Raw genomic sequence first — 22,694 nt, forward strand, 5'->3', positions numbered from 1 at the left:
GTGCTGGGCTTTAATATCTATTGAATATGAGAGTTATATTCATAACATCTTAATGGCTTCGATTGTTTTTTTTATGAACAATAAATCAGTATCTTAACTTTACTCTTTTGAGTTATATCGGATAGAATCGTTTCGGTAAAATTACAGGCAATATTCTTCAAAACATTAAGAATATCTTGTGTTTCAAGTTGAAATTAGATACCATCGTTTCACTTAAAATTATTGACTATTCAATATTTTACGTTATTTGGGCCTATAGCTCAGTCGGTTAGAGCAGTGGACTCATAATCCATTGGTCCCGTGTTCGAGTCACGGTGGGCCCACCAAATAAATCAACCACTTAGGTGTACTAATCCTAAGTGGTTTTTTAATTTTAGACTCTAAATAAGCATTGTGTAAGCAGTTTAACTAATGTTTAATTTAAAATAAAAATAATAATTATTATCAAATACTTGTGTTTCCTTTTTTTACAAATTTGCAGCTTTTCTCTTCTATTTCTTTTCTTAATTTTCATCAAAAATAATCAATATGAAATGCAATACAAGATTTCTAATTTTCGGTTGATAAAAACTTAAATTGCGTCATAACACAATACATTAAATTATTCATATTTAATTCAACAAGTTGAGGAACATACCCATGTCAAATGCAGAATTAACTGATATTGCAACATTACGCCAAAGAGCACGTCAGCATGTTGAAGAAGGTGCAGTCACCGAAGGCTATACCGCAAATCGTGAAGAAATTTTAAGACTACTTAATGAAGCTTTAGCGACAGAACTGATCTGTGTTCTTCGTTATAAACGTCACTATTTTATGGCCCAAGGTGTAAAAGCATCCGTAGCTGCTGCTGAGTTTCTAGAGCATGCTAATCAGGAAGCTACACATGCTGATAATCTTGCAGAACGTATTGTACAATTGGGTGGTGAACCTAATTTTAATCCACGTGGTCTCGAAGAACGTTCCCACGCTGAATATGTTGAAGGCAAAACACTCAAGGAAATGGTTACAGAAGATCTAGTTGCCGAACGTATTGCCATTGATTCATATCGCGAAATTATTCAATATATCGGTGATAAAGACCCAACGACGCGTCGAATTCTTGAAGATATTCTGGCTCAGGAAGAGGAACATGCCGATGATATGGCTGATATTTTAACTGACCTTTAAAAGATTGATTTAAATTCATTCATTTTTATTGAATTATTTCATCGTGATTTAGCCAAGATATTTATCTTCCAATTGATGTTAAATATCTTGGCTTTTCAATTCATGCGGTTCCAATTTCAATCCAATGCAAATAAAGCAGTTTAACTTTGCTCAACTTTTTAATTTTTGTAATTCATAGATTTATACATAAAGTATTTTATCCTGTTGATTTTAGTTGGTTTAAATTTTCAATTTTTATTGAAAAATCAAGTAATTAAAGAACTATTCAATCCATCTTTTTCTTGTAAATTGTGCGTAAATAAAGATAATAATAATCACTCTTGATTAATCTTATTTTGAGCATCTTTATGCGCAAACACACTCTTTCTTCCGCTATTTCTTTGATCTTATTTTCAGGAATTTCCTCATCCTTATATGCGAGTCCTGAAACAGACATAATTGATGATTCAAACTCAAATGTACTGCCAGTTATTTCTCTCAAAGCAGAATCAGACACAAAAAAATTTGCTGCAACTCAAGCAAATTCTGCACTCAAATCAGATGCCGCTCTTTTTGAAACCCCACAATCTGTCAGTGTCATTACACGTGAACAATTAGATCAAAAACAGGCAACCACTTTGGCAGAGGCCATTAATGGTGTCGCAGGTGTAAGTGCAGGTTATTTAGGACGACGTGGCTGGGATGATTTTATGATTCGGGGGCAAAATGCTTCTGATCAAATTTTTATTGATGGTCTTAAACAAAGTCAATCAGCTTCAGAAGGTGTTGCGGTTGAACTTTCTGGTATGGATCAAATTCAAATTATTAAAGGCCCTGCTTCTGTTAATTTTGGTTTGGTACAACCGGGAGGAATGGTCAACCTAGTGACTAAGCGTCCTCAGGCAGAAAGTTTTGCTAATACAGCGTTTAGTTACGGAAGCTATAACTTTAAACAGGCAACATTTGACTTAAATTATGCACCTCAACAAAGTGCCAAAGGTGCTTTTCGTGTTACAGGACGTGTTACTGATCAGGATGATCCAACAGATTATGTCTATTTCAAAAACTACTATATTTCTCCGTCTTATAATTTTGATTTAGGCGATAAAGCTGATTTATCCATTATTGCAAGCTATCAGCGTCGAGAATATATGCGCCAGCAGGGTTTACCTGTGCTTGGTACATTAAAAGACAATCCCAATGGTCCTATTGATCGTGATTTGTATATAGGTGAACCAACATTTGGCGGTTATGAGGGTGACGTATATCGTACTGGCTGGACTTACAAATACGCTTTCGATAATGGCTGGAAATTTACCCAGAATGCGGCAGTTCAGAAACTTGAGTCGACAGGTCATGTCGTATTTACTCAAACTGGATCGTCTTTTTGGGCAGCCAACACGCCTGCTTTTACTACATTAAATCGTAATAACAATGGTCGATATCAAACTCACGATACCCTCACCTACTCCATGGACAATAGTTTTCAACGCAGTTTTGATCTATTCAATATGGTTCATGATGTAAATATTGGTGTCGATGCGATGCAGACTAAAGATGACTATGTCAATGATCGGTACACCACTGGCAATATTAATATCTATAATCCAGTATATGGTCAGGCGGTTAATTATGTAAAAGCAAACAGTACAGAAGACACCAATCGTTTACGCTACACCGGCTTCTATATTCGTGATCGGATTAATATCACAGAAAATACGATTTTGAGTTTAGCTGGACGACAGGATTGGGCACAAACATCTACACAAAATATATCTAAAGCTGGAATAACAACCAATGCTCCACAAGTGAAAGATTCGAATGAAAAATTTACAGGAAATGTCGGATTATTATATAAATTTAATGACCTGATCGCACCCTATGCAAGTTATGCAACCTCATTTTTACCCAATACACGAACTGCTGTATCAGGCAATATTTTAGCACCAGAAACAGGCAAACAAACTGAAGTCGGTTTGAAGTTACAAAGCCCTGATCAACGTATTCAAGCAAGTGTTGCCGTTTATGACTTACGTCGCCAAAATGTCGCCGTTACAGATCAAGTAAATGCAGGTTATTATGTTTTAAATGGTGAGCAGAAAACACGTGGTTTGGAAACAGAGCTGAATGCTGTTTTAATGGATCGCCTGCGAGTCTCTGCCAGTTACAGCCATATGTTTGATGCTGAAATTACAAAAGATACCGTTGCCAGTAACATTGGTTTAGCCTTGGATAATGTCCCTCAAAATAGTTATAGCTTGTCTTCACGTTATTATCTTAGCGAAACTGATCTGGGGTGGTATGTAGGTGCAGGACTAAGAGGTGAAAGTTCAAAATCCTATAAAGGATTAGATACTCGAACACCTTCATACACGCTATACGACACTGAAGCTGGTTATGACGCAGCACATTGGGGTGCACAGCTCTCCATTCGTAACTTATTTGATAAAGACTATTGTGCAGGATTGCTAAATGCCAATATGGTGACCTTAGGAAATCCACGTCAAATTAATTTTACAGTTAAGTTCAAATATTAAATGAATCATTTAAGCACTTGATCACTTAAAAATTTCAAAAAAATGGCACAATTGATTGTGCCATTTTCTTCTTGTTAGAAGTCATTCATTTCTAACGTTGCTGTTGATTCGGTTGTTTTTGCTGATTGTTTTGTTGATTTGGATTTTGCTGTTCTTGCTGACGTTGCTGGTCAGACTGTTGGTTGTGTTGAGGTTGTTTAGACTGGTTTGATTGTTGATCTTGCTGTTGACCTTGTTGGCGTTGATTTGACATTAGTATGTTCCTCATTTTCCTTTTGAAGTCTCACCCTAGACATTGAATATACCTAAACATTAGATATAACGTTTAAAACCCTAAGATGTTCAATCATGCTAGTACATAAATGCGCTTTACAATAATACCGTCTGTAAAATCGCTTAAAGTTATGTAAGACACAAAATATGAGGTTATGCGTATTATTTTTAAACTATAACAGCTTAGCGAAATTTCACTGAAAAGTAACTTAAACTATTTCACTGGATGTCACGCTTACTTACTTAAGTTTACCTTTTAATTTCTGATATGAATGATTTTGGCTTTTATAAAAATAGTTTTAGCCCTTGTCTTTTCATTGAGCACTACTAAAATATCCCGATCTTTTGAGGATGTGCATTTATGAAAAAGCAACTTGCCAAGACAATCTTTAAACTTTCTGGCTGGTCATATCATATCGAACCCAATGTTGTTGAAAATAAACAAGTGATTATCGGTTTTGAACATACTTCCAATATGGATGCTGTTCTCTCACTGGCACTTTTTGAAATTTTAGATCTCAAAATCCACACGCTTATAAAAAAAGAATTGTTTAAAGGCCCCCTTAAACCACTTTTAGATAAAATTGGCGGTATCCCAGTTGACCGCAAAGCCAACAAAGACATTGTGTCTCAAATGGTTGAATTATTTTCCCAACACGACAGCTTTAATCTGGTGATTGCGCCTGAAGCCACACGCGCAAAAAATGGTGAAGCACGTAACGCTATTCGTACAGGATTTTGGCATATCGCCAAAGCGGCTAATGTGCCAATCTTATTAATGTACGCCAATGCCAAAACGAAGAAAGGAGGCATACTTGGCAAAGTTTATCCAAGTAATCTTGAGCAGGATTTACAATTGATTCAACGTCTTTATAAAGAAAAAGTTGGACTGGATATTTGTATTCCCTCAACAAAAGTTGAATAACTGTCGATTTTTCAAAAGCCAGCCTCTTTCTCAAAAAAATGTGCTTATGGTAGAATCTGCACAATTTGATCGGGTCACTATCCCCATCCTTAAGGAGCATATTGCAACATGGCAGGTCATTCCAAATGGGCAAACACCAAGCATCGTAAAGCAAAACAAGATGCCAGCCGTGCTAAAGTTTTTACTAAATATATTCGTGAAATTGTAACCGCAGCTAAACTGGGTGGCGCAGATGCTGCCAGTAATCCACGCTTGCGTGCTGTCGTTGAAAAAGCATTGTCGGTAAACATGACCCGTGATGCGATTAACCGTGCTATTCAGCGTGGTGCTGGTGGTGAAGACAATGATGATTTAAATGAAGTGACCTATGAGGGTTACGGAGTTGGTGGTGTGGCCGTTCTGGTTGAAACCATGACCGACAACTTAAATCGTACTGTACCTGATGTTCGTCATTGCTTTAGTAAAACCAATGGTAACTTGGGAACCAAAGGTTCAGTGTCTTATCTATTTACCAAACGCGGTGAAATTTTATTTGAAGATGTCTCTTTAGAAGACAAAATCATGGAAGTTGCACTCGAAGCTGGTGCAGATGACATTGAAATTGAAGAAGATGGCATTTTAGTCATTACTTCACCTGAAAGCTTTGGTGAAGTACAGGATGCATTAACCGCAGCTGGTCTGAAATCTGACAATGCAGAAGTAGTCATGAGCCCATCAACCAAAGCGGAAATCACTGACGTTGAACAAGCCAAACAAATCATGAAAATGATTGATATGCTTGAAGATTTGGATGATGTTCAAAACGTCTATACCAATGTTGAGTTTTCAGAAGATGTTTTAGCGCAATTAGATGCCTAAAATGTCTAATAAAAAACGCGCTACAAAGCGCGTTTTTTTATACTTTATTTAATAATTTATAGCAGTTAAATACATTGTATTCCTTAATCACAAAACTTGAATGCAGTGCGACTACATTGTCAATCTTTCCTATGCGACGTAATAAGATATCACTATAATCATCCATATTACGTGCCACTAATTCTAAAATAAAATCAGCACTCTGCCCTGTGACTAGAAAAGCATTGGTGACTTCGGGTATATCTTCAATTTCATTTAAAAATTTATCAAAGGTTTCAGTATCATGTTTACTTAATGAAACTTGTAGCAAAATATGTAAAGTAAAGCCAAGCTTAGCAAAATTGATATCTCGCTTTAAGCTCCCCATTACATTGGCTTCTATTAAATGTTTAATACGCCGATGCACCGAACTTACGGAAAGGCTGATTCGCTCCGATAACTCATTCAGATTAACATCTTCATGCGTTAAAATTTCTAAAATTTGCTTGTCAAAACGATCCAGTTCCATCACTGCTCCAAAATTTAATGCGGATATTGAGTTGCATTGGAACTTTTTATCATCGTGCAATTTTACAGGGTCAAGGGAAAACTTCTGTTTACTCGTAACGATTCATTCACTGGTAAGTGGCTGCATCTTGCAATTAACTTGTGGTCAATTGTGTCCTCGCTGAGTTGAGACCTTGTGGGTTAGATCTGCGTATCTCCCAATCCGCTGATCACTCTTCTCAATCCCCATCACACCCTGATATATAAAGTACCAATATCTTGTAGAGATTATTTCCCTAAAACACATGAAAAACAATATAAATTTAAAATATTTCTCACATTTTAAATAAATTAACTAAATTATTTCCGATTTAAACTTTATTTGTAGTATTTATAAATCATATTTAAGGTTTTATTCATATTATTTTCCAAAAATAAATATTTAAATATCATAATAATGATTATCTCCATTACATCATAATTGCCATAAAACAGTACATGATTGATTCTTTTTAGGGCGGTTTACTTTTTGAATAGATCTATCAGAAATTCTGTCTGCTCTATAGATGAAAGTTAGTCATTATTATTAATTACTTTTAATCATAACCATTTCAATATGACTATTTTTCGAACAAAAAAATAATTTTGGTTAATATTTCTAAACTATTGGCATCATTCTTGTTATGTAGTTCAGGGGGCTTTACTGAAGCTTTTACAATAAACAATCGGAGTTAACGTGATCAAATTAACGAATTTAGTACTTGCCATGAGTACTCTTGGGCTGTCTGCAATGACTCTTCCAGCATATGCACAAACAAGTGATCAACAAGAAATCAAACAATTACGTGCAGAAGTCGCAGAACTTCGTGCATTGATTCAGCAACAAGCCATGACTCAGAAAAATATCATTGCACAGCAACAAGCAGCGCCAGTGGTGGTTACTCCAGCTCCTGTGGTTGCGCAAGCTGCACCACCTGCTCCAGCCAATGCCAAGCCGGGCTGGTTAACACTGCCAGATGGTCAGACCCAAGTGAAGTTATATGGTAGTGTTCGTGCAGATGCAACTTATGACTTTAAAGGTACAAACGCAGATACAACCAATATTAATAACCCAACCAACAAAGTTCCGCTTAACTCTGCCAATGCGACTGAAGACGCATTAAATGTTACAGCAGCAACCACACGTTTTGGTCTGGATTTCTCACGTCCAAGTTCAATTGGTGAAATTACAGGTAAAATTGAAGCTGACTTTATGGGATCGAGTGGTACCAATGGTACAGGTTCTCTACGTGTACGCCATGCCTATGTTTCAGCAGGAAAATGGCTTGCAGGTCAAACCACGTCTCCGTTTGTCAACGTAGATACTGCACCTGAAACAGTCGACTTTAATGGTCCAATGGGCTATGGCTCTACCCGTACCGTTCAAGTGCGTTATACTCAACCGATTAATACCAACCAAAAATTACTACTGGCTTTAGAAGGTGGTGATGTTGATAATATCAATAGTGGTAGTGCTACGGCAGTTTTTAAAAATAGTAGTGGTAACGTGATTACTCAGACTACAAGTTCTGGTGGTAACCGTTTCCCTGCTTTAACGGCACGTTATGATATTGCTACAGCAGATAAAAAAGGTTTAATCCAAGTTCATGGTTTATTACATGAAAATCGTATCTCTGTCAGCGATGATGTCGACGAAACAAAACTAGGCTGGGGAATTGGGGTTGGTGGAAAATATAGTTTGACACCAGATGATACTTTATTTGCTAACTACTATCATGTGAAAGGTGATAGCCGTTATTTACTATACGGTAACTCAGCTTATGTAGCTTATCAAAATAATCCCACAAATGCTGCAAATGCCACAGACCTTTCTATTTACGAAAGTGAATTTAATTCTGGCCTTATTGGATATTCACATAAATGGTCACCACAATGGCGTTCAACTCTAGCAGCAGGAGCCATTTGGTATAAAGACGACAATTCTTTTGCTGAAAAGGCACCGACTTTAAACAAACAGCTCTATAACATTTTGGTTAATAGCTTCTATACACCAACAAAAAATATTGATTTAGGCGTTGAATATACTTATGGTCAACGTGAAATATTTGCAGACAAAACTGCGACTCAAGACAACAAAGGTGATTATTCACGTCTAAACTTAATGGCAAAATATAGTTTCTAAATTGAGTCTCTAAGTTTTACTCAAACTGCTTTAAAAAAACCACAGATTCATCTGTGGTTTTTTATGCATTAAAATTAGTCAAATAGTTTTAATCTATAAGCCAGCATCATCTGGAATCGCTTACAATAGTTAATAAGAAATAAAGCAATTCTTTATACTATCTTATAGAGTAGATTTACTTGATAAGTCTCTTTTCTTTTTCCTTTTAGAAAGAAAATAGAGAGGATCTAGGCATTTTTGAAAGAACCCTGATCATTCGCTGTATTACAGTCATCTTGTACTTTCTACGCCTGACAATTGCTTTGCCGCAAACATAGTTGAAATCGATTAAAATCAATCAATGCTTAAATTATAGATATAAAAAAAGAGCTGAAAATCAGCTCTTTTTTAACACACAATGATTAATGCATCATTTGAATTTTATCTAGGAATAATTTAGCACGCTCATGCCGAGCTTCTAAGTTTCCAAAAAATTCACTGGTTGCACAATCTTCCAGAATTTTACCTTCATCCATAAAAATGATGCGATTAGAAACACGTTTAGCAAAGCCCATTTCGTGTGTTACACACATCATGGTCATCCCTTCATTGGCTAATTGCATCATCACTTCTAAAACTTCACCCACCATCTCAGGGTCAAGTGCAGAAGTTGGCTCATCAAATAACATACAAATCGGATCCATCGCCAAACCACGAGCAATCGCGACACGTTGCTGTTGACCACCTGAAAGTTGCCCTGGAAACTTATCTTTATGGGCTAATAATCCAACACGTGATAAATATTTCAGACCTTTCTCACGCGCTTCTGCAACTGAGCGTTTTAACACTTTAACCTGAGCAATGGTTAAATTTTCAAGTACGGTCATATGAGGAAATAATTCAAAATGCTGGAACACCATTCCCACTTTTGAACGGAATTTTGCTAGATCAGTCTTCGGGTCACGTAAAGAAATCCCATCTACAAAAATATCGCCTTCCTGAATAGGCTCAAGCGCATTGACTGTTTTAATCAAGGTCGATTTACCTGAACCAGACGGACCACAGACCACAACTACTTCGCCTTTTTCAATGCTGGTCGTACAATCTGTTAAAACCTGAAAATCACCATACCATTTAGAGATATGTTTGATGTCTATCATTGGCATTTAAAAATCTCCAATTAGCGAATGATGGCAATTTTCTGCTGTAATCGTTTAACTAATCGAGATAGTAAGAACGAACTACAGAAATAAACCACTGCTACAATAAAATAAAAAGTTGCTTTAGTTTCAGGACCATAAGTATTGGCTAAAGTATCTGCTCGACCCAAGAAGTCTGGCGCACTAATCACATAAACTAGAGAAATATCCTGAAATAAAATAATCGTTTGCGTTAACAGCACAGGCAGCATATTACGAAAGGCTTGTGGTAACACAACAAACTTCATCGATTGACCGTAAGTAAAGCCTAATGCATAACCTGCATTCACCTGACCTCTTGATACAGACTGAATCCCTGAACGCACAATTTCTGAAAAGAAGGCTGCTTCAAAAATAGCAAAGGTAATCACACTGGAAAATAGTGGTCCCCAATAGGTATCTGACTGAAAATCAAAAAATTTCGGCATCAAGAAATAAAAGATAAAAATGACCTGAATTAAGGGAATGCCACGAAACACATCCACATAAAACTTCGAAAAATTACGTGCCACGAAGTTATTAGACAAGCGCATCATTGCAAGTGGTGTACCAATTAAGATACCGCCAATCATTGCCAAAACTGTAACAGTTAGGGTAAACACAAAGCCCTGCGCGAGAGCGTGTGTCACATCAGGGTGTTGTAATATACTAAAATCCATACTACTTACCTCCCGAACCTAAGCCTGGCACTGCCATTCTTTTTTCAATCCAAGCCATGATGAATTTAATCATATAGGTGATAATCAAATAGACAGGTGTAGATAAAATTAGAATCACAATGTCCTGTGATGTTTCTTCACGCATGGTTTTAGTATATGCGAAGAAGTTAAGAACACTTAAAGCATAAAGCACAGCCGAGTTTTTAAAGACATTCATTGCCTCTGAGGTAATGGTAGGCCACACCATACGGTAGGCAACAGGCAATACCACATAACGGTAACTTTGCCCTGTGGTAAAACCGAGTGCTGAAGCAGCATACTTTTGACCACGAGAAACCGTGCTAATCCCCGCACGAATATGTTCAGAAACACGTGCTGCGGTGTATAACCCCAACGCAAATACACCAATAACACTAGGATGAGTGTTAAGCAGATCTTTCCACCAACCACCTGCAACGACATCGCCACTGCCAGCACTTAAACTGTCAGGTAAAAACTCAGGAAAAACGAAAGCCCAGAAAAAAAGTTGTACAATCAAAGGAATATTACGAAAAATTTCTACATAACAATTACCAATAAATGCCAAAGGCTTATTTGGTAATGTTCGGATAATACCAAGCAATGAACCCAAAAAGAATGCAATCAAAAATGCAATGAATGCAGTCCATATCATGGTAAATACGCCAGAACCCAGCATTTGAAGCCATGTGGGAGCATCAGCATAAGGAGAATAACTTGTACTACCAATGGCTTTACAAACTGATTCGGCCCATGCAGCCTTATCAAGTCCGAATTCATTGGATTCAGCACAAAATGCAGTCCAGTTTAATGAGCCAACTGACATAGCTGCCCCTTTTATCAAAGTTTAAAAGCCAAGCTCATGTAGAAAAAACCTACATGAGCCAACGATTGATTTATCTATACAGTTTCTAAATCCTGAGGATTAGATACCTGCGTCAGTCGGGTTTGCTTTTAATTTTTTGAAGGACGAACTTTGAGGCATGTTCAAATTAGTATTTTTTGGCGGGATAGCAGACTGGAACCATTTTTTATACAACCCATCCATCTTGCCAGATTTCCACATTGCATTCACAGTACGATCTGCAATCGCTTTAAATTTTGGATCATCTTTAGCAATCATAATGCCATACGGTTCAGATGAAAGGACTGGGCCAACAATGGCAAATTCTTTTGGATTTGAAGATTTGGCAATTAAACCTGCCAAAATATTATCATCCATAACAAATGCTGCTGCACGACCAGATGCTACCATCGCGAAAGAATCGGCATGGTCTTTACCATAAATGTTTTGTACATTAATGTTTTGACCACGTTCATTCATTTTAATGTATTTGTCTGAAGTCGTACCTTGTGTCGTTACTACGGCTTTACCATTTAAGTCAGCCAGACTTTTAATACCAGAATTGGCCTTCACCACCATACGTACTTCTGTTGCATAGTAGTTGGTCGAGAAGCCAACTTGTTCTTGGCGTTGTTTAGAATTTGTAGTGGTACCGCATTCCATATCAATATTGCCTGATAAAAGTTCAGGAATACGTGTAGAAGAAGTTACTGCTTTATACTCAACTTTAAGATTTGGCATCTTAAGGTCTTTTTTGATTTCATTCGCAAAGTTATTACAGATATCTACTGCATAACCTACTGGTTTGCCGCCTACAACATAAGAAATCGGATCTGACGATTCACGATGACCAATGATAATTTTTCCGCTACTCTTGATTTTAGCCAGAGTATCTGCAGCTTGAACCTGAGTCGCTCCTCCAACTGCAAAGATCATGAATCCTGATACAAGTAGTGAGGTTGCAGAATGTTTCATAAAAACTCCTTGATTATAAATACTCTTATTTAGCGTCATTTAATATTATTCAGTGAGGCTAAATAATAAGCTTGCTTTCCTATTTGCAATTATCACGCCAACTTTTTAATTATTGCTTATCAGCCATTGATAATTTATATATTTATACGCCATTAAAAAATATTTGCAAAGGCAAAAGATTTCTTTTTGTTATACTTTTATTCTAATAATCATTATTTGCAATCTTAAAAGAATATTTTTTAACCAATTTAATGCACAAAAGTTTGTAAATTCGCCCTAGAGACATTAAAGCCTGTTATTTATGAAACTAAATCGAGCATCTTGTGAAAATCAATGCATTATTTTGGTTCAAATGTTTTTGAACTGATTTTGAATAGCAAAAATTTAAATCACATCGCTTCATAAATTTTTTAAATGGATATTATTTAGTTATTTTTATGAATTATAGTAAAGAAGTTGTATGAATTATTTTCTTAATTCTATTAAGGCTACCATTCAAATTTAGTGCCTAAAATCGACGACAACACTCCCACTAAGAAACCTATGCTATTTTTTGATATACTGATACGAGTCCGAATTAACATATATCCTCAATGCAGAAAACCAATACTACGCTTAATCCATCCGTTTGCTGTGAGGTTCCGCATACCAAACGTGGTCATGAAAGACGTTTGGCACTGCTCATTAGCGCGACAGAGCTTTTTTTAGAAAACGGCTACGATGCCGTTTCTTTGGATGATATTGTGAATCATGCAGGGGGTTCAAAAGCTGCTATATACAAATATTTTGGTAATAAAGAAGGTTTGTTCAAAGCAATCTGCGACTACCGTCGTGAGCTTTTTTTCAAAAATATGTGTGTGGCATTTAATAGTCATCAGCATGATTTAAGAACTTATCTGATTCAAACCCTGATTGGCTTTTATCAAAAAATCACCTGTACTGAAAATGCGGCATTTATGCGCTTAGTCATTGACCGTTCTCAGCGAGATCCTGAGTTAGCGGTTTATCTGCATGAACGTGGTCCAGAATATGTGCAAAAAACCATTGCCTGTGCATTGCAACAAGCAACACAACAAGGTCAAATTCAGTGCCGTGAACCTTTACACTCTGCTGTGATGTATTTTGGTATTTTAAGAAATCTTGAATGGAAGGTCATTATGGGTGTTCCTATCACTTTAGATCATGCTGAAATTATTGATCATATCGAATATTGCGTTGATGTTTTTTTAAACGGTCATCAAATCCACTAATTCTTTTGCTTTTTTTAATGCTTGTAGTATAGTATTTGATTCTTTTTTTCCTTCAATTATCAACAATCAATTGTTTTTTAAAACAATTATTGTGGGGTAACTATGGCACTACGACATTTCCTGACTTTACGTGATTTATCTTCTTTAGAACTTCAGCAGATTTTAGATCGCGCGAGTGAACTAAAACGCCTTCAACACGATAAGCAGATCTACCAACCATTTATTGGTAAAGTTTTAGGAATGATTTTCGAGAAATCAAGTACCCGTACCCGTATTTCCTTTGAAGCTGGTATCTGCCAGTTTGGTGGTAGTGCAATCTTTTTATCTCCACGAGATACACAGTTGGGTCGTGGAGAACCAATTGAAGACTCTGCTCGTGTTATTTCCAGTATGCTGGATATTGTCATGATCCGTACTTTTGGGCATAACATCGTGGAGCAGTTTGCGTCTTATTCCAAAGTTCCTGTCATCAATGGTTTAACTGATGACCACCACCCATGTCAGCTTCTAGCAGATTTACAAACCTATCAGGAACATCGCGGTAGTATTAAAGGTAAAACAGTGGCTTGGATTGGTGATGGCAATAATATGTGTAATTCATATATTGAAGCTGCACATATGATGGGTTTCAAGTTAAAGGTTGCTTCTCCCGTAGGCTATGAACCAAAACCAGAATTTTTATCTGAATTTGCTCACTGCGTTGAAGTATTTAATCATGCTGAAGATGCTGCGGTAAATGCTGATTTAATTGTGACTGATGTCTGGGCCAGCATGGGTCAGGAAGAAGAACAAAAATTACGTGAAAAGGCGTTTGCCAATTTTCAGGTCAATGAAAAACTCATGGATATTGCACATCCAGATTGTTTATTTATGCATTGTTTACCTGCACATCGCGGTGAAGAAATTTCTGAACATATGTTAGATCATAAAAATTCTGTAGTTTGGGATGAAGCTGAAAATCGCTTGCATGCACAAAAAGCATTAATGGAATTTTTACTGAACGAACAACTGAAATAAAATTTTCGACGAAAGACGCTGTATTCAAACAGCGTTTTTTTTGATTTAAAAATCTTTAAATTATCGAATGAAGCCTTGTGGCTGTAGAATAATTAAACTTGCGCCAATTAAAACCACAACACCCCCTGCGATATCCCAGCGAGTTAAAGGAATTTGATCAATAAATCGTAGCCACATCAGTGCTGTGAAAATATAAATTCCACCGTAGGCTGCATAAATGCGACCCGAAGCAGCAGGATGCAATGTAAGTAACCAGACAAAGATGGCTAAACTAATCACAGTTGGCATCCATAACCAAACACTTTTTCCTTCTTTTAAAATTAAGTAAGGAAAATAACAGCCTAGTATTTCTGCAATCGCGGTCAATAAAAATAACCCGAATACACTCAATATTCGGGTTATCGTAAAATCTTCCAACATCGATTACGCAGGTTCAGCAGTTTGATCTTCAAAGACAGACAGTTGTAGTCCAACCTCTTTTCCATCTTCTTTTTTCACTGAAACAGCGACATTACCACCATGATCAGCCAATTCACCAAATAGAATCATCTCAGCTAACGGCTTTTTCAAATGTTCCTGAATTAGACGTTGCATTGGACGCGCGCCCATAAGGCGGTCATAGCCATTGGCTGCAAGCCAGTCACGAGCTGATTGATCCACTTCGATCACAACTTTTTTATCATCCAGTTGCGCTTGCAATTCTGTGAGGAATTTATCAACAACAGACTCAATGACTGAAGTTGGTAAAGCTTTAAACTGAATAACACCATCCAAACGGTTGCGGAACTCCGGTGAGAATGCACGTTTCATGGCTTCCTGATTGTCATTGCTATTGTCTTGTTCGGTAAAACCAATGCTGGTACGAGAAATACTTTCTGCGCCAATATTGGTGGTCAATACAATAATCACGTTTCTAAAATCAGACTTACGACCATTGTTATCCGTCAGCGCACCATGATCCATCACTTGAAGTAACAAGTTAAAGACATCTGGATGCGCTTTTTCAATCTCATCCAGCAGCAATACACAATGTGGATTTTTATGAATTGCATCGGTCAGCAAACCACCCTGATCATAACCGACATAACCTGGAGGAGCACCAATTAAACGTGATACCGCATGGCGTTCCATATATTCTGACATATCAAAACGGACCAGCTCAACACCAAGTAACTTCGCCAGTTGTTTGGTGACTTCAGTTTTACCAACCCCTGTAGGGCCTGCGAAAACAAAATTCCCCACTGGTTTATCGGGTGCTTTTAATCCTGCACGAGACAATTTAATTGCAGAAGCTAATGCCGTAATTGCCTCATCTTGCCCAAAGACAACTCGTTTCAAATCTCGTTCAAGATATTCAAGTACCGCCTTGTCATCTTTCGATACAGTTTTTGGCGGAATACGCGCAATTTTTGAAACGATATCTTCGACGTTTTCAACGGTAATTAAGCTGTCTTCACTATCGGCTTTTAAACGACGTTGTGCACCAGCTTCATCAATCACATCAATGGCTTTATCTGGTAAAAAACGATCATTGATAAATTTCGACGATAATTCAACCGCTGCGACTAAAGCCTTGTCTTCATATTCGACATGATGAAAATCTTCAAACTTGGTTTTTAGGCCACGTAGAATTTCAATGGTCTCTGAAACGCTTGGCTCATTGACATCAATTTTTTGAAAGCGTCTTGATAATGCATGATCTTTCTCAAAAACCTGACGGTATTCCTGAAATGTGGTTGAACCAATACAACGCAAGGTTCCATTCGCAAGTGCAGGTTTAATCAAATTAGAGGCATCCATGGTACTGCCCATGCTTGAGCCAGCCCCAATGATCATATGGATTTCATCAATAAATAAAATCGCATTTGGATTTTTCTTAAGTGCATTTAACAGTTGTTTTAAACGCTTTTCAAAATCACCCCGATATTTTGTTCCTGCAACCAGTGCACCAATATCCAGACTATACACTTCTGCATTGGCTAATGGTTTTGGGGCTTTACCATTTACAATCAGCCACGCTAAACCTTCTGCAATTGAGGTTTTACCCACTCCCGGATCACCCACTAAAAGTGGATTGTTTTTACGGCGACGGCAAAGGATTTGTGCGGTACGCTCAATCTCTTTTTCACGCCCAATAAGAGGGTCTGTTTTACCCTTTAAAGCTTCGTGGTTTAAGTTCAGTGTAAACTGTTCAAGTGGCCCAGCATTAGAGGAAGATGCAGCATCGCCTTCAATGTCTTCAACTTCTTCTTCAGCTTGCACATCTTCCTTACGAGTACCATGAGAAAGATATTGCGTTAAAGTCAAACGATTAATTTGATGACGTTTTAGCAAATAGACTGCGAAAGAATCACGTTCAGAATACATGGCGACTAGAACATCAGCACCTTCAACAGTACGGTCACCGCCACTGGACTGCACATGGAAAATCGCACGTTGTAAAATACGATCAAAGCTCTCCGTTGGATGCGGTGCCTGATCGTTATTTTCACTGAGTTTAGGCGTATGCTGCTCTACATATTCTTCTAATTCTTTACGCAATAGAACAATATCTGCACCACATGCTTTGAGTGCATTCACAGCCGAATCATTATCGAGCAAAGCCAGCAATAAATGTTCCACCGTAAGGAACTCATGCCGTTTTTGACGAGCCATGCTTACAGCCAAACGCAAGGATACTTCTAGTTGACGACTAAGCATACGACCCCCTTTAATCTTTGGGTTCGATCTGACAAAGTAATGGATGACCTTGAGATCGAGCGTAATTATTGACTTGGTTTGCTTTAGTCTCTGCAATATCTCTTGGATAGACGCCAGCAACACCTTTACCTTCATAATGTACTGTTAGCATTACTTGAGTGGCTTGGTCAAGATTCAAAGCAAAGTATTGTTGTAAAATTTCAATTACAAAGTCCATTGGCGTGTAATCGTCATTCAATAATACTACAGCATAAAGTGGTGGACGTTTCAGTTGAGGCTCAGCAGTTTGGACGGCAATATCACCTTCTGGCTCATTATTTTGCGAATCACTTAAGCGCGGATTAACATGCCAATCTACGTAGCCAGATTGGTAAAAGGATGCTTTCACGTCTTTTAAACTAATTTGTCGCTTATTGGTTCGCATATACTCTAGGATTCACAGTTAATTTGCATTTGCTTCTGCTTGCGGAATTTCCGCAACAAAAGCTGACTCAGCTTCGACTGGCTTACCACGCTGCCAGCTAAAACGTTTCACAATTGGCGTTGCAGCTCCATTTAGGCGCACCTCAATATATTGTGGTGTAAAGCCTTTAGGCATGGTCCAACGTCCTGTTAAACGCTCAAAATCATCAAAATTAAAATTGTTGTCTTGCAACGGGATAACCAATATTTCATCACCCTGTATCAAACGCATTTCCACCGAACCCGCTGCACGGCGTTTATTTGGGCTCACCTGTACCAGATCAAGCTGATATTCATAGGCATTTTCAGGTAAAGGTTTAATCGCCAAATTTTGAATGGTTAAACTTAAACCACCACGTTGACGCAAAACTTCCCGATAAATCGCACTCATACCTTCCATTTGAGTTTTATCGTTCTTTGCCTGTGCAATTCCCTGAAATAACTCATTCGCATTACTGACTGCGATATCACGTTCTTGTACAGTTGCATTTAAACTTTTATTCACCGCGTCAAGTGCTGTTTTCTGCTTTTGCACGACTTCGACCAATTGTTCTGCATCTGCATCATAGCCGACCACTGTAAGCCCCTGACGGTGTCCCACGGTATAACCCAGTAAAAAACTGCCAGAAATCAGAACAGCCGCACCTATCACTAAGGGTCTATTGGTTTGCCAAAAAGAAGGTGCTGGCATTTTTAAATCATCATTATTTGTTTGTTCAGCGTTCTGCATCGTCATCTCTATTTAAAGATAGAACTAAAGCACACATTTAAATCGATATTTAAATGTGTGTGAAGCCAAAAAGCGTTTCTTATGGTAATAAACCAATACCCGTCAGACCAGCATCTTCAGCAAAATTAAACATTAAGTTCATATTTTGCACGGCTTGTCCTGCTGCACCTTTGACCAGATTATCCTGTACAGATAAAACAATCAGTTTATTGGGTTGCGGTTTATATAATGCAATACGCAATTCATTTGCTCCACGAACGCTACGTGTCTCTGGTGAGCTGTTTGCAGGCATCACATCGACAAACTTCTCATCTTTATAAAAATGTTCATACAATGACTGAAGATCCGTATTTGCGCCTTCATCAGTTAAATCAACATAAATGGTGCTGAGCATTCCGCGAATCATGGGCACTAAATGTGGTACAAAAATAATGCTATCAAACACGCCTTTTTGTCCCGAAATATTTTCCAGTGCTTCTACAATTTCAGGATGATGACGATGACCCGCAACACCATAGGCTTTAAAGTTGTCCGCATTTTCAGAATAAATCATGCCTAGACTGGCTTTACGACCCGCTCCTGATACACCTGATTTCGCATCAATAATAATACTTGAGGGTTGAATCAAGTTATTTTTAGATTGCAATAACGGTGCCAAACCTAACTGTACTGTAGTCGGATAACATCCCGGATTACCAATTACACTGGCCTGCTTGATTTTTTCACGATTTAATTCAGTGAGACCATAAGCCGAATCTTTTAATATTTGTGGGCAGCTATGTTGTAAACCGTACCATTTTTCAAACTGCTCTAAATCCTGCAAACGGAAATCTGCTGCAAGATCAATTACTTTGGTATTTGCCGCAACCAATTGCTCAGCATGTTGCATTGCAACGCCATGCGGTGTTGCAAAAAACACTACGTCACATTGTTTGAGTTGCTCAAGATCCAAATCTGAAAACTCAAGATCGGTATGACCGCGAAGGCTAGGAAACATGTCCGCGACACGTTTTCCTGCTTCTGTACGCGATGTAAGAGTACGAACTGTAACCTGTGGATGTCGTAGTAAAAGACGCAATAATTCAACGCCTGTATATCCTGTTCCCCCAACAATTCCGACAGATACCACGATCATTACCTCTAAAATTTTATCGAATGGCGATAGTATGGCAGTTTACTCAGGATTCTACAATCAACCGCATCTGCTTAAATATAATCAAATGAAATATTTGTTCATGCGTATGCCACTGGTCAAAAAGTGCTTTAGTGGTTATATTGAGATGGCATAAAATGAAATAAAGCCAACATAAAAAGACATTCAACTTTTAACAACTCATCATGCCTATTAAAAGTATTTTTGTTGTGTTGGATAACATGGATTTAAATAACGACTTAAGGACTTAAGGACTTTAAGGAAAGTCGCTCAGTTTCAATAGTGCTGATTCACGATAGATATCCGCATTGAACTGGATGAGTTAATCACTTCAGGGGTGAAGGAATGCCTTTTTTAAAAAGCAGAAAAAATTTTTATTCGACTATTTTTCAAACATTTGGCATAGTCATGCTCAGCGCATTTCTCGTAAGTTGTGGCGGTAGTTCAAATACACCACCGACACCAGAATCCAATAATAACGATTCAGAGTCTACAAAATTACAGCCCAATGAAGTCTTGATTAAAGTTCCATTAGAAATGCGCAATGTAACCGTCAAACTTTACGACAATACCTCGAACCAAGTCGTGACTGAAATTGCTTCATTTAATGGTGTTTCATCAGCACTCAAATTTCCAATAGAGAAAGCCAATCGGATTTACCGTCTGGAAATCAGCACTCATCCAAATTCTCAAATTTATGATTTTATTAATGATCAATATGTTACATTTACAGGAACATACCACGCTTTAGTCTGGCCAACATCAACTGAATCTCGTGTGTTCTTGGTCAGTCCTGTTTCCGAAGCAGTTTATCAACGCGCTCTTGTTCGTGCCGGTCAATTACCTAATGAAAATTTAGATCATGCTCAAATTGATGATTCACATTTTATTATGGCAATGGAAGACGTAAACGCGGCACTTTTAAATGCGTTTAAAAATGAGAAAATACCGACCGTTAATAATGCAACCGCCCTTGCCTATCTTGCTTCAACTGCGTCATCGCAAAGTCTTTATTTAGATAGTTATTTAAGCTTTGGCTATTTTATGCACTGGTACAATACACATGATCAGGCAACCGACTACTATGCAGCATTGACCCAAAATATCGCTCTGGATTTGGCTGACGGCTATCTGGATGGAAAAACTGTGTCGGGCAACACAACCACTTTTTCTGCGCTGGTAAATACAGTTGAAAATACAGATGCACGTTTCAATACTGCACCAGACATTGGCGCAAATCAAAAGAACGCACGTGAAAAATTCGCCGCTGAATTAAGAACCGCTGTGCTTGACCTTGCACAACGCCAGCTACAACCTAGTTTAAATGGTTCAGCCTATAAAGCATTGAGTGATCGTGCTTACAGTGGTACACCAAATTCAGCATATAACTCAGCAAATATACGCACAAGCGGTGCTGGTGATTATCGTCGTGCCGTGGGTTTTAATAGTGCTGGCAGTTGCGATGATACAATTTACCCGTGTAAACGCGGCATTAATGGAATCAATAACGACAATAAAGATATTCAATTTCCAAGTATTGAATATTTAGTGGGTCGCTTTGAAGCCAATGGATGTATTTTAAAAGTACGTGCCACGGGTGATATTGAATTGAGTAAGGACAATCAGGTTTATAAATCAAGTTTAAATGGTGGCAATACCGATAATTTATTACGTGTCGATGCGACTACGCAGGAATATATTTTAAATAGCGGCTCAGCAGAACCAAGTAATAGCACTCAGCAATACCCTTTTATTCAGCTAAAAATTAAAGCCAATAAAATCCTCTCTGCCAGTGCTGGTTTGGATAAACGTAGCTCACCAGTCCAACTTGAAACCGAACAACTCACTTGTCAATTTTAACTAGTGCGTATACCACCACGCAGGTAGTTGAAAGCTTTTTAATTGTCTGCGATGGGTCACATAATCTGGATCATATTTTTCAACTTCTGCCCAAAACATCGCGCTATGATTGAAATAACGCGTATGCGCAAGTTCATGGATACAGACATATTTCACGATTTCTGGCGGCATAAGCACTAAGCCAGCATGAAGCATAATATTATGCTGCGCACTACAACTTCCCCAGCGTGTTTTAGGACGGCGCACAGTACAATCAAGAAATGGTAAACCAATTTGCTGACTAATTTCATTCAAAAATACAGGAAGATGCTGTTTTGCATACTCGTAAATCAGATCTTTGAGTACCAGCGTGTCCTTGTCTTCCCGAATAAAAATACATCCTAGTGCATGGTCTATGACAAAGTTTTTTTGCTGTTGACGAAAAATGACAGGATAAGGTGCAGTTTGATTAAAAAATCGAATATTGTCTGAAGCAGAAAAATTTGCATGTTGCTGCTGATTTTGTTTTTGCCATGTTTCGATCAACCAAGTCTGTGATTGATCTAAAAATTGCTGAATTTGTCGTTTGCTACAAAATACTGGAACAGTTAGACGAATCAAATTTGGCTCGACACGTAAGCGCAAATGTTTTGCTCTTACGTGCCTAACAATTTTAATTTCGGGTAGCTCAACGCTCATTAAATTGCAGTGCGCTCTTCAATGCCAGTGTTGGTCGCAACAATTGCAATCGAAGCAGGATTTAACGCAAAAATACCATTGGTAACGACTCCCGGAATATCATTCAAGGTCTTTTCAAGTTCAATGGCATTTAAGATATTCAAGTTATACACATCTAAAATGACATTGCCATTGTCTGTGACCACACCTTCACGATAAACCGGATCTCCCCCTAAACTGACAATTTTGCGTGCAACGGCAGATCGCGCCATGGGTATAACCTCGACAGGCAAAGGAAATTCACGACCCAGTTGTTCCACCCATTTAGAGTCATCCACAATACACACAAATTTTTTAGCAATAGATGCGACAATTTTTTCGCGCGTCAGTGCTGCACCGCCGCCCTTAATCATGTGCATATGACGATCAATTTCATCCGCACCATCCACATAAGCATCGAGCCCACCCACATGATTCATATCGACTACTTCAATGCCCAGTTTTTGTAAACGCTCAGCAGTTGCCTGAGAACTTGCCACCGCAGCTTCAAGTTGCAATTCAGGTAATAAATCGATTAAGAAATTGACTGTACTTCCTGTCCCCACCCCTAAAATGCCACCTCTTGGCAAATGTTTTAAAGCTGCTTGGGCAGCAGCTTGTTTTTTTTCATCTTGACTTGCATAAAGACTCATGACATCACTCAACTATTATTTTTGACATTTGGGCGAATTAATCGGCGCAAATGCCTAGGGGTTTGTTACAATAATCGTTTATTTTAAAC

Annotated in this window: 21 protein-coding genes and 1 tRNA gene; 9 read left to right on the forward strand and 13 right to left on the reverse strand. The window is 38.0% G+C overall.

Features of this window, described 5'->3' with window-relative positions; translation table 11 throughout:
* Nucleotides 1-249 precede the first annotated feature (249 nt).
* The 3 genes from E0D95_RS04910 (at nucleotide 250) to E0D95_RS04920 (ending at nucleotide 3,686) form a co-directional block, all read left to right on the forward strand.
* A tRNA-Ile gene (locus tag E0D95_RS04910) sits at nucleotides 250-326 on the forward strand.
* 313 nt (nucleotides 327-639) lie between these two features.
* Entirely contained in the window at nucleotides 640-1,170 is a 531-nt protein-coding gene (locus E0D95_RS04915) for a ferritin-like domain-containing protein (RefSeq protein WP_130802839.1), read from the forward strand.
* A 347-nt stretch (nucleotides 1,171-1,517) separates the two neighbouring features.
* A complete protein-coding gene (locus E0D95_RS04920) occupies nucleotides 1,518-3,686 on the forward strand; it encodes a TonB-dependent siderophore receptor (protein WP_130802840.1) in 2,169 nt (722 codons plus the stop codon).
* A gap of 91 nt (nucleotides 3,687-3,777) precedes the next feature.
* On the opposite strand, the gene E0D95_RS15665 is transcribed toward E0D95_RS04920, so the two are convergent.
* Nucleotides 3,778-3,939 (reverse strand): hypothetical protein, encoded by a 162-nt coding sequence (locus E0D95_RS15665; protein WP_165443232.1) that lies wholly within the window; start codon nucleotides 3,937-3,939, stop codon nucleotides 3,778-3,780.
* 381 nt (nucleotides 3,940-4,320) lie between these two features.
* On the opposite strand from E0D95_RS15665, the gene E0D95_RS04925 reads away from it, so the two are divergent.
* Nucleotides 4,321-4,884, forward strand: a complete 564-nt coding sequence (locus tag E0D95_RS04925) for a 1-acyl-sn-glycerol-3-phosphate acyltransferase (RefSeq protein ID WP_130802841.1) — start codon at nucleotides 4,321-4,323, stop codon at nucleotides 4,882-4,884.
* 108 nt (nucleotides 4,885-4,992) lie between these two features.
* Nucleotides 4,993-5,742, forward strand: a complete 750-nt coding sequence (locus E0D95_RS04930) for a YebC/PmpR family DNA-binding transcriptional regulator (RefSeq protein WP_130802842.1) — start codon at nucleotides 4,993-4,995, stop codon at nucleotides 5,740-5,742.
* Between the two features lie 37 nt (nucleotides 5,743-5,779).
* Here the strand turns inward: E0D95_RS04930 and E0D95_RS04935 are convergent, their stop codons facing one another.
* The gene (locus E0D95_RS04935) at nucleotides 5,780-6,250 is read right to left on the reverse strand and encodes an Lrp/AsnC family transcriptional regulator (RefSeq protein ID WP_130802843.1); all 471 of its coding nucleotides are present in this window, start codon (nucleotides 6,248-6,250) and stop codon (nucleotides 5,780-5,782) included.
* Nucleotides 6,251-6,964: 714 nt separating this feature from the next.
* Between E0D95_RS04935 and E0D95_RS04940 the strand changes: the two genes are divergently transcribed.
* Nucleotides 6,965-8,410, forward strand: coding sequence for a DcaP family trimeric outer membrane transporter (locus E0D95_RS04940; protein WP_171478532.1), 1,446 nt, complete (start codon nucleotides 6,965-6,967; stop codon nucleotides 8,408-8,410).
* A 401-nt stretch (nucleotides 8,411-8,811) separates the two neighbouring features.
* Here the strand turns inward: E0D95_RS04940 and E0D95_RS04945 are convergent, their stop codons facing one another.
* The 4 genes from E0D95_RS04945 to E0D95_RS04960 all read right to left on the reverse strand — a co-directional run bounded on the left by E0D95_RS04945 (nucleotide 8,812) and on the right by E0D95_RS04960 (nucleotide 12,084).
* On the reverse strand, nucleotides 8,812-9,555 hold the full coding sequence (locus E0D95_RS04945) for an amino acid ABC transporter ATP-binding protein (protein WP_130802844.1): 744 nt from the start codon (nucleotides 9,553-9,555) through the stop codon (nucleotides 8,812-8,814).
* A 14-nt stretch (nucleotides 9,556-9,569) separates the two neighbouring features.
* Nucleotides 9,570-10,247 carry an amino acid ABC transporter permease gene (locus tag E0D95_RS04950; RefSeq protein ID WP_130802845.1) on the reverse strand — a complete coding sequence of 226 codons (678 nt, stop codon included), beginning with the start codon at nucleotides 10,245-10,247 and terminating at the stop codon, nucleotides 9,570-9,572.
* Between the two features lies 1 nt (nucleotide 10,248).
* On the reverse strand, nucleotides 10,249-11,091 hold the full coding sequence (locus E0D95_RS04955; RefSeq protein WP_130802846.1) for an amino acid ABC transporter permease: 843 nt from the start codon (nucleotides 11,089-11,091) through the stop codon (nucleotides 10,249-10,251).
* Nucleotides 11,092-11,190: 99 nt separating this feature from the next.
* Complete coding sequence (locus E0D95_RS04960; protein ID WP_130802847.1) at nucleotides 11,191-12,084, reverse strand: amino acid ABC transporter substrate-binding protein; 894 nt, start codon at nucleotides 12,082-12,084, stop codon at nucleotides 11,191-11,193.
* Nucleotides 12,085-12,677: 593 nt separating this feature from the next.
* On the opposite strand from E0D95_RS04960, the gene E0D95_RS04965 reads away from it, so the two are divergent.
* Nucleotides 12,678-13,334: a TetR/AcrR family transcriptional regulator gene (locus E0D95_RS04965; protein WP_130802848.1), complete on the forward strand. Its 657-nt coding sequence runs from the start codon at nucleotides 12,678-12,680 to the stop codon at nucleotides 13,332-13,334.
* A gap of 102 nt (nucleotides 13,335-13,436) precedes the next feature.
* The gene (argF, locus tag E0D95_RS04970) at nucleotides 13,437-14,351 is read left to right on the forward strand and encodes an ornithine carbamoyltransferase (RefSeq protein ID WP_130802849.1); all 915 of its coding nucleotides are present in this window, start codon (nucleotides 13,437-13,439) and stop codon (nucleotides 14,349-14,351) included.
* Nucleotides 14,352-14,411: 60 nt separating this feature from the next.
* On the opposite strand, the gene E0D95_RS04975 is transcribed toward argF, so the two are convergent.
* From E0D95_RS04975 to argC, 5 genes are all read right to left on the reverse strand, one after another.
* On the reverse strand, nucleotides 14,412-14,771 hold the full coding sequence (locus tag E0D95_RS04975; protein ID WP_130802850.1) for a YnfA family protein: 360 nt from the start codon (nucleotides 14,769-14,771) through the stop codon (nucleotides 14,412-14,414).
* 3 nt (nucleotides 14,772-14,774) lie between these two features.
* Nucleotides 14,775-17,051 (reverse strand): ATP-dependent Clp protease ATP-binding subunit ClpA, encoded by a 2,277-nt coding sequence (clpA, locus tag E0D95_RS04980; protein ID WP_130802851.1) that lies wholly within the window; start codon nucleotides 17,049-17,051, stop codon nucleotides 14,775-14,777.
* Nucleotides 17,052-17,061: 10 nt separating this feature from the next.
* Entirely contained in the window at nucleotides 17,062-17,475 is a 414-nt protein-coding gene (clpS, locus tag E0D95_RS04985; protein ID WP_130802852.1) for an ATP-dependent Clp protease adapter ClpS, read from the reverse strand.
* Nucleotides 17,476-17,493: 18 nt separating this feature from the next.
* Nucleotides 17,494-18,249, reverse strand: a complete 756-nt coding sequence (locus E0D95_RS04990; RefSeq protein WP_130802853.1) for a DUF6776 family protein — start codon at nucleotides 18,247-18,249, stop codon at nucleotides 17,494-17,496.
* 73 nt (nucleotides 18,250-18,322) lie between these two features.
* Nucleotides 18,323-19,378, reverse strand: a complete 1,056-nt coding sequence (gene argC / locus E0D95_RS04995; RefSeq protein WP_171478533.1) for an N-acetyl-gamma-glutamyl-phosphate reductase — start codon at nucleotides 19,376-19,378, stop codon at nucleotides 18,323-18,325.
* Between the two features lie 426 nt (nucleotides 19,379-19,804).
* On the opposite strand from argC, the gene E0D95_RS05000 reads away from it, so the two are divergent.
* A complete protein-coding gene (locus tag E0D95_RS05000; protein ID WP_228258826.1) occupies nucleotides 19,805-21,256 on the forward strand; it encodes a hypothetical protein in 1,452 nt (483 codons plus the stop codon).
* Here E0D95_RS05000 and E0D95_RS05005 read toward each other — a convergent pair whose 3' ends face one another.
* Together E0D95_RS05005 and rpiA are read right to left on the reverse strand one after the other, a co-directional pair.
* On the reverse strand, nucleotides 21,257-21,934 hold the full coding sequence (locus tag E0D95_RS05005; RefSeq protein ID WP_130802855.1) for a YgjP family zinc-dependent metalloprotease: 678 nt from the start codon (nucleotides 21,932-21,934) through the stop codon (nucleotides 21,257-21,259). It abuts the gene before it with no gap.
* On the reverse strand, nucleotides 21,934-22,605 hold the full coding sequence (gene rpiA, locus E0D95_RS05010; protein WP_130802856.1) for a ribose-5-phosphate isomerase RpiA: 672 nt from the start codon (nucleotides 22,603-22,605) through the stop codon (nucleotides 21,934-21,936). Before rpiA ends, E0D95_RS05005 begins: the two co-directional genes overlap by 1 nt.
* Between the last annotated feature and the right edge of the window lie 89 nt (nucleotides 22,606-22,694).

The organism is Acinetobacter ihumii, assembly GCF_900625095.1.
Classification (GTDB): domain Bacteria; phylum Pseudomonadota; class Gammaproteobacteria; order Pseudomonadales; family Moraxellaceae; genus Acinetobacter; species Acinetobacter ihumii.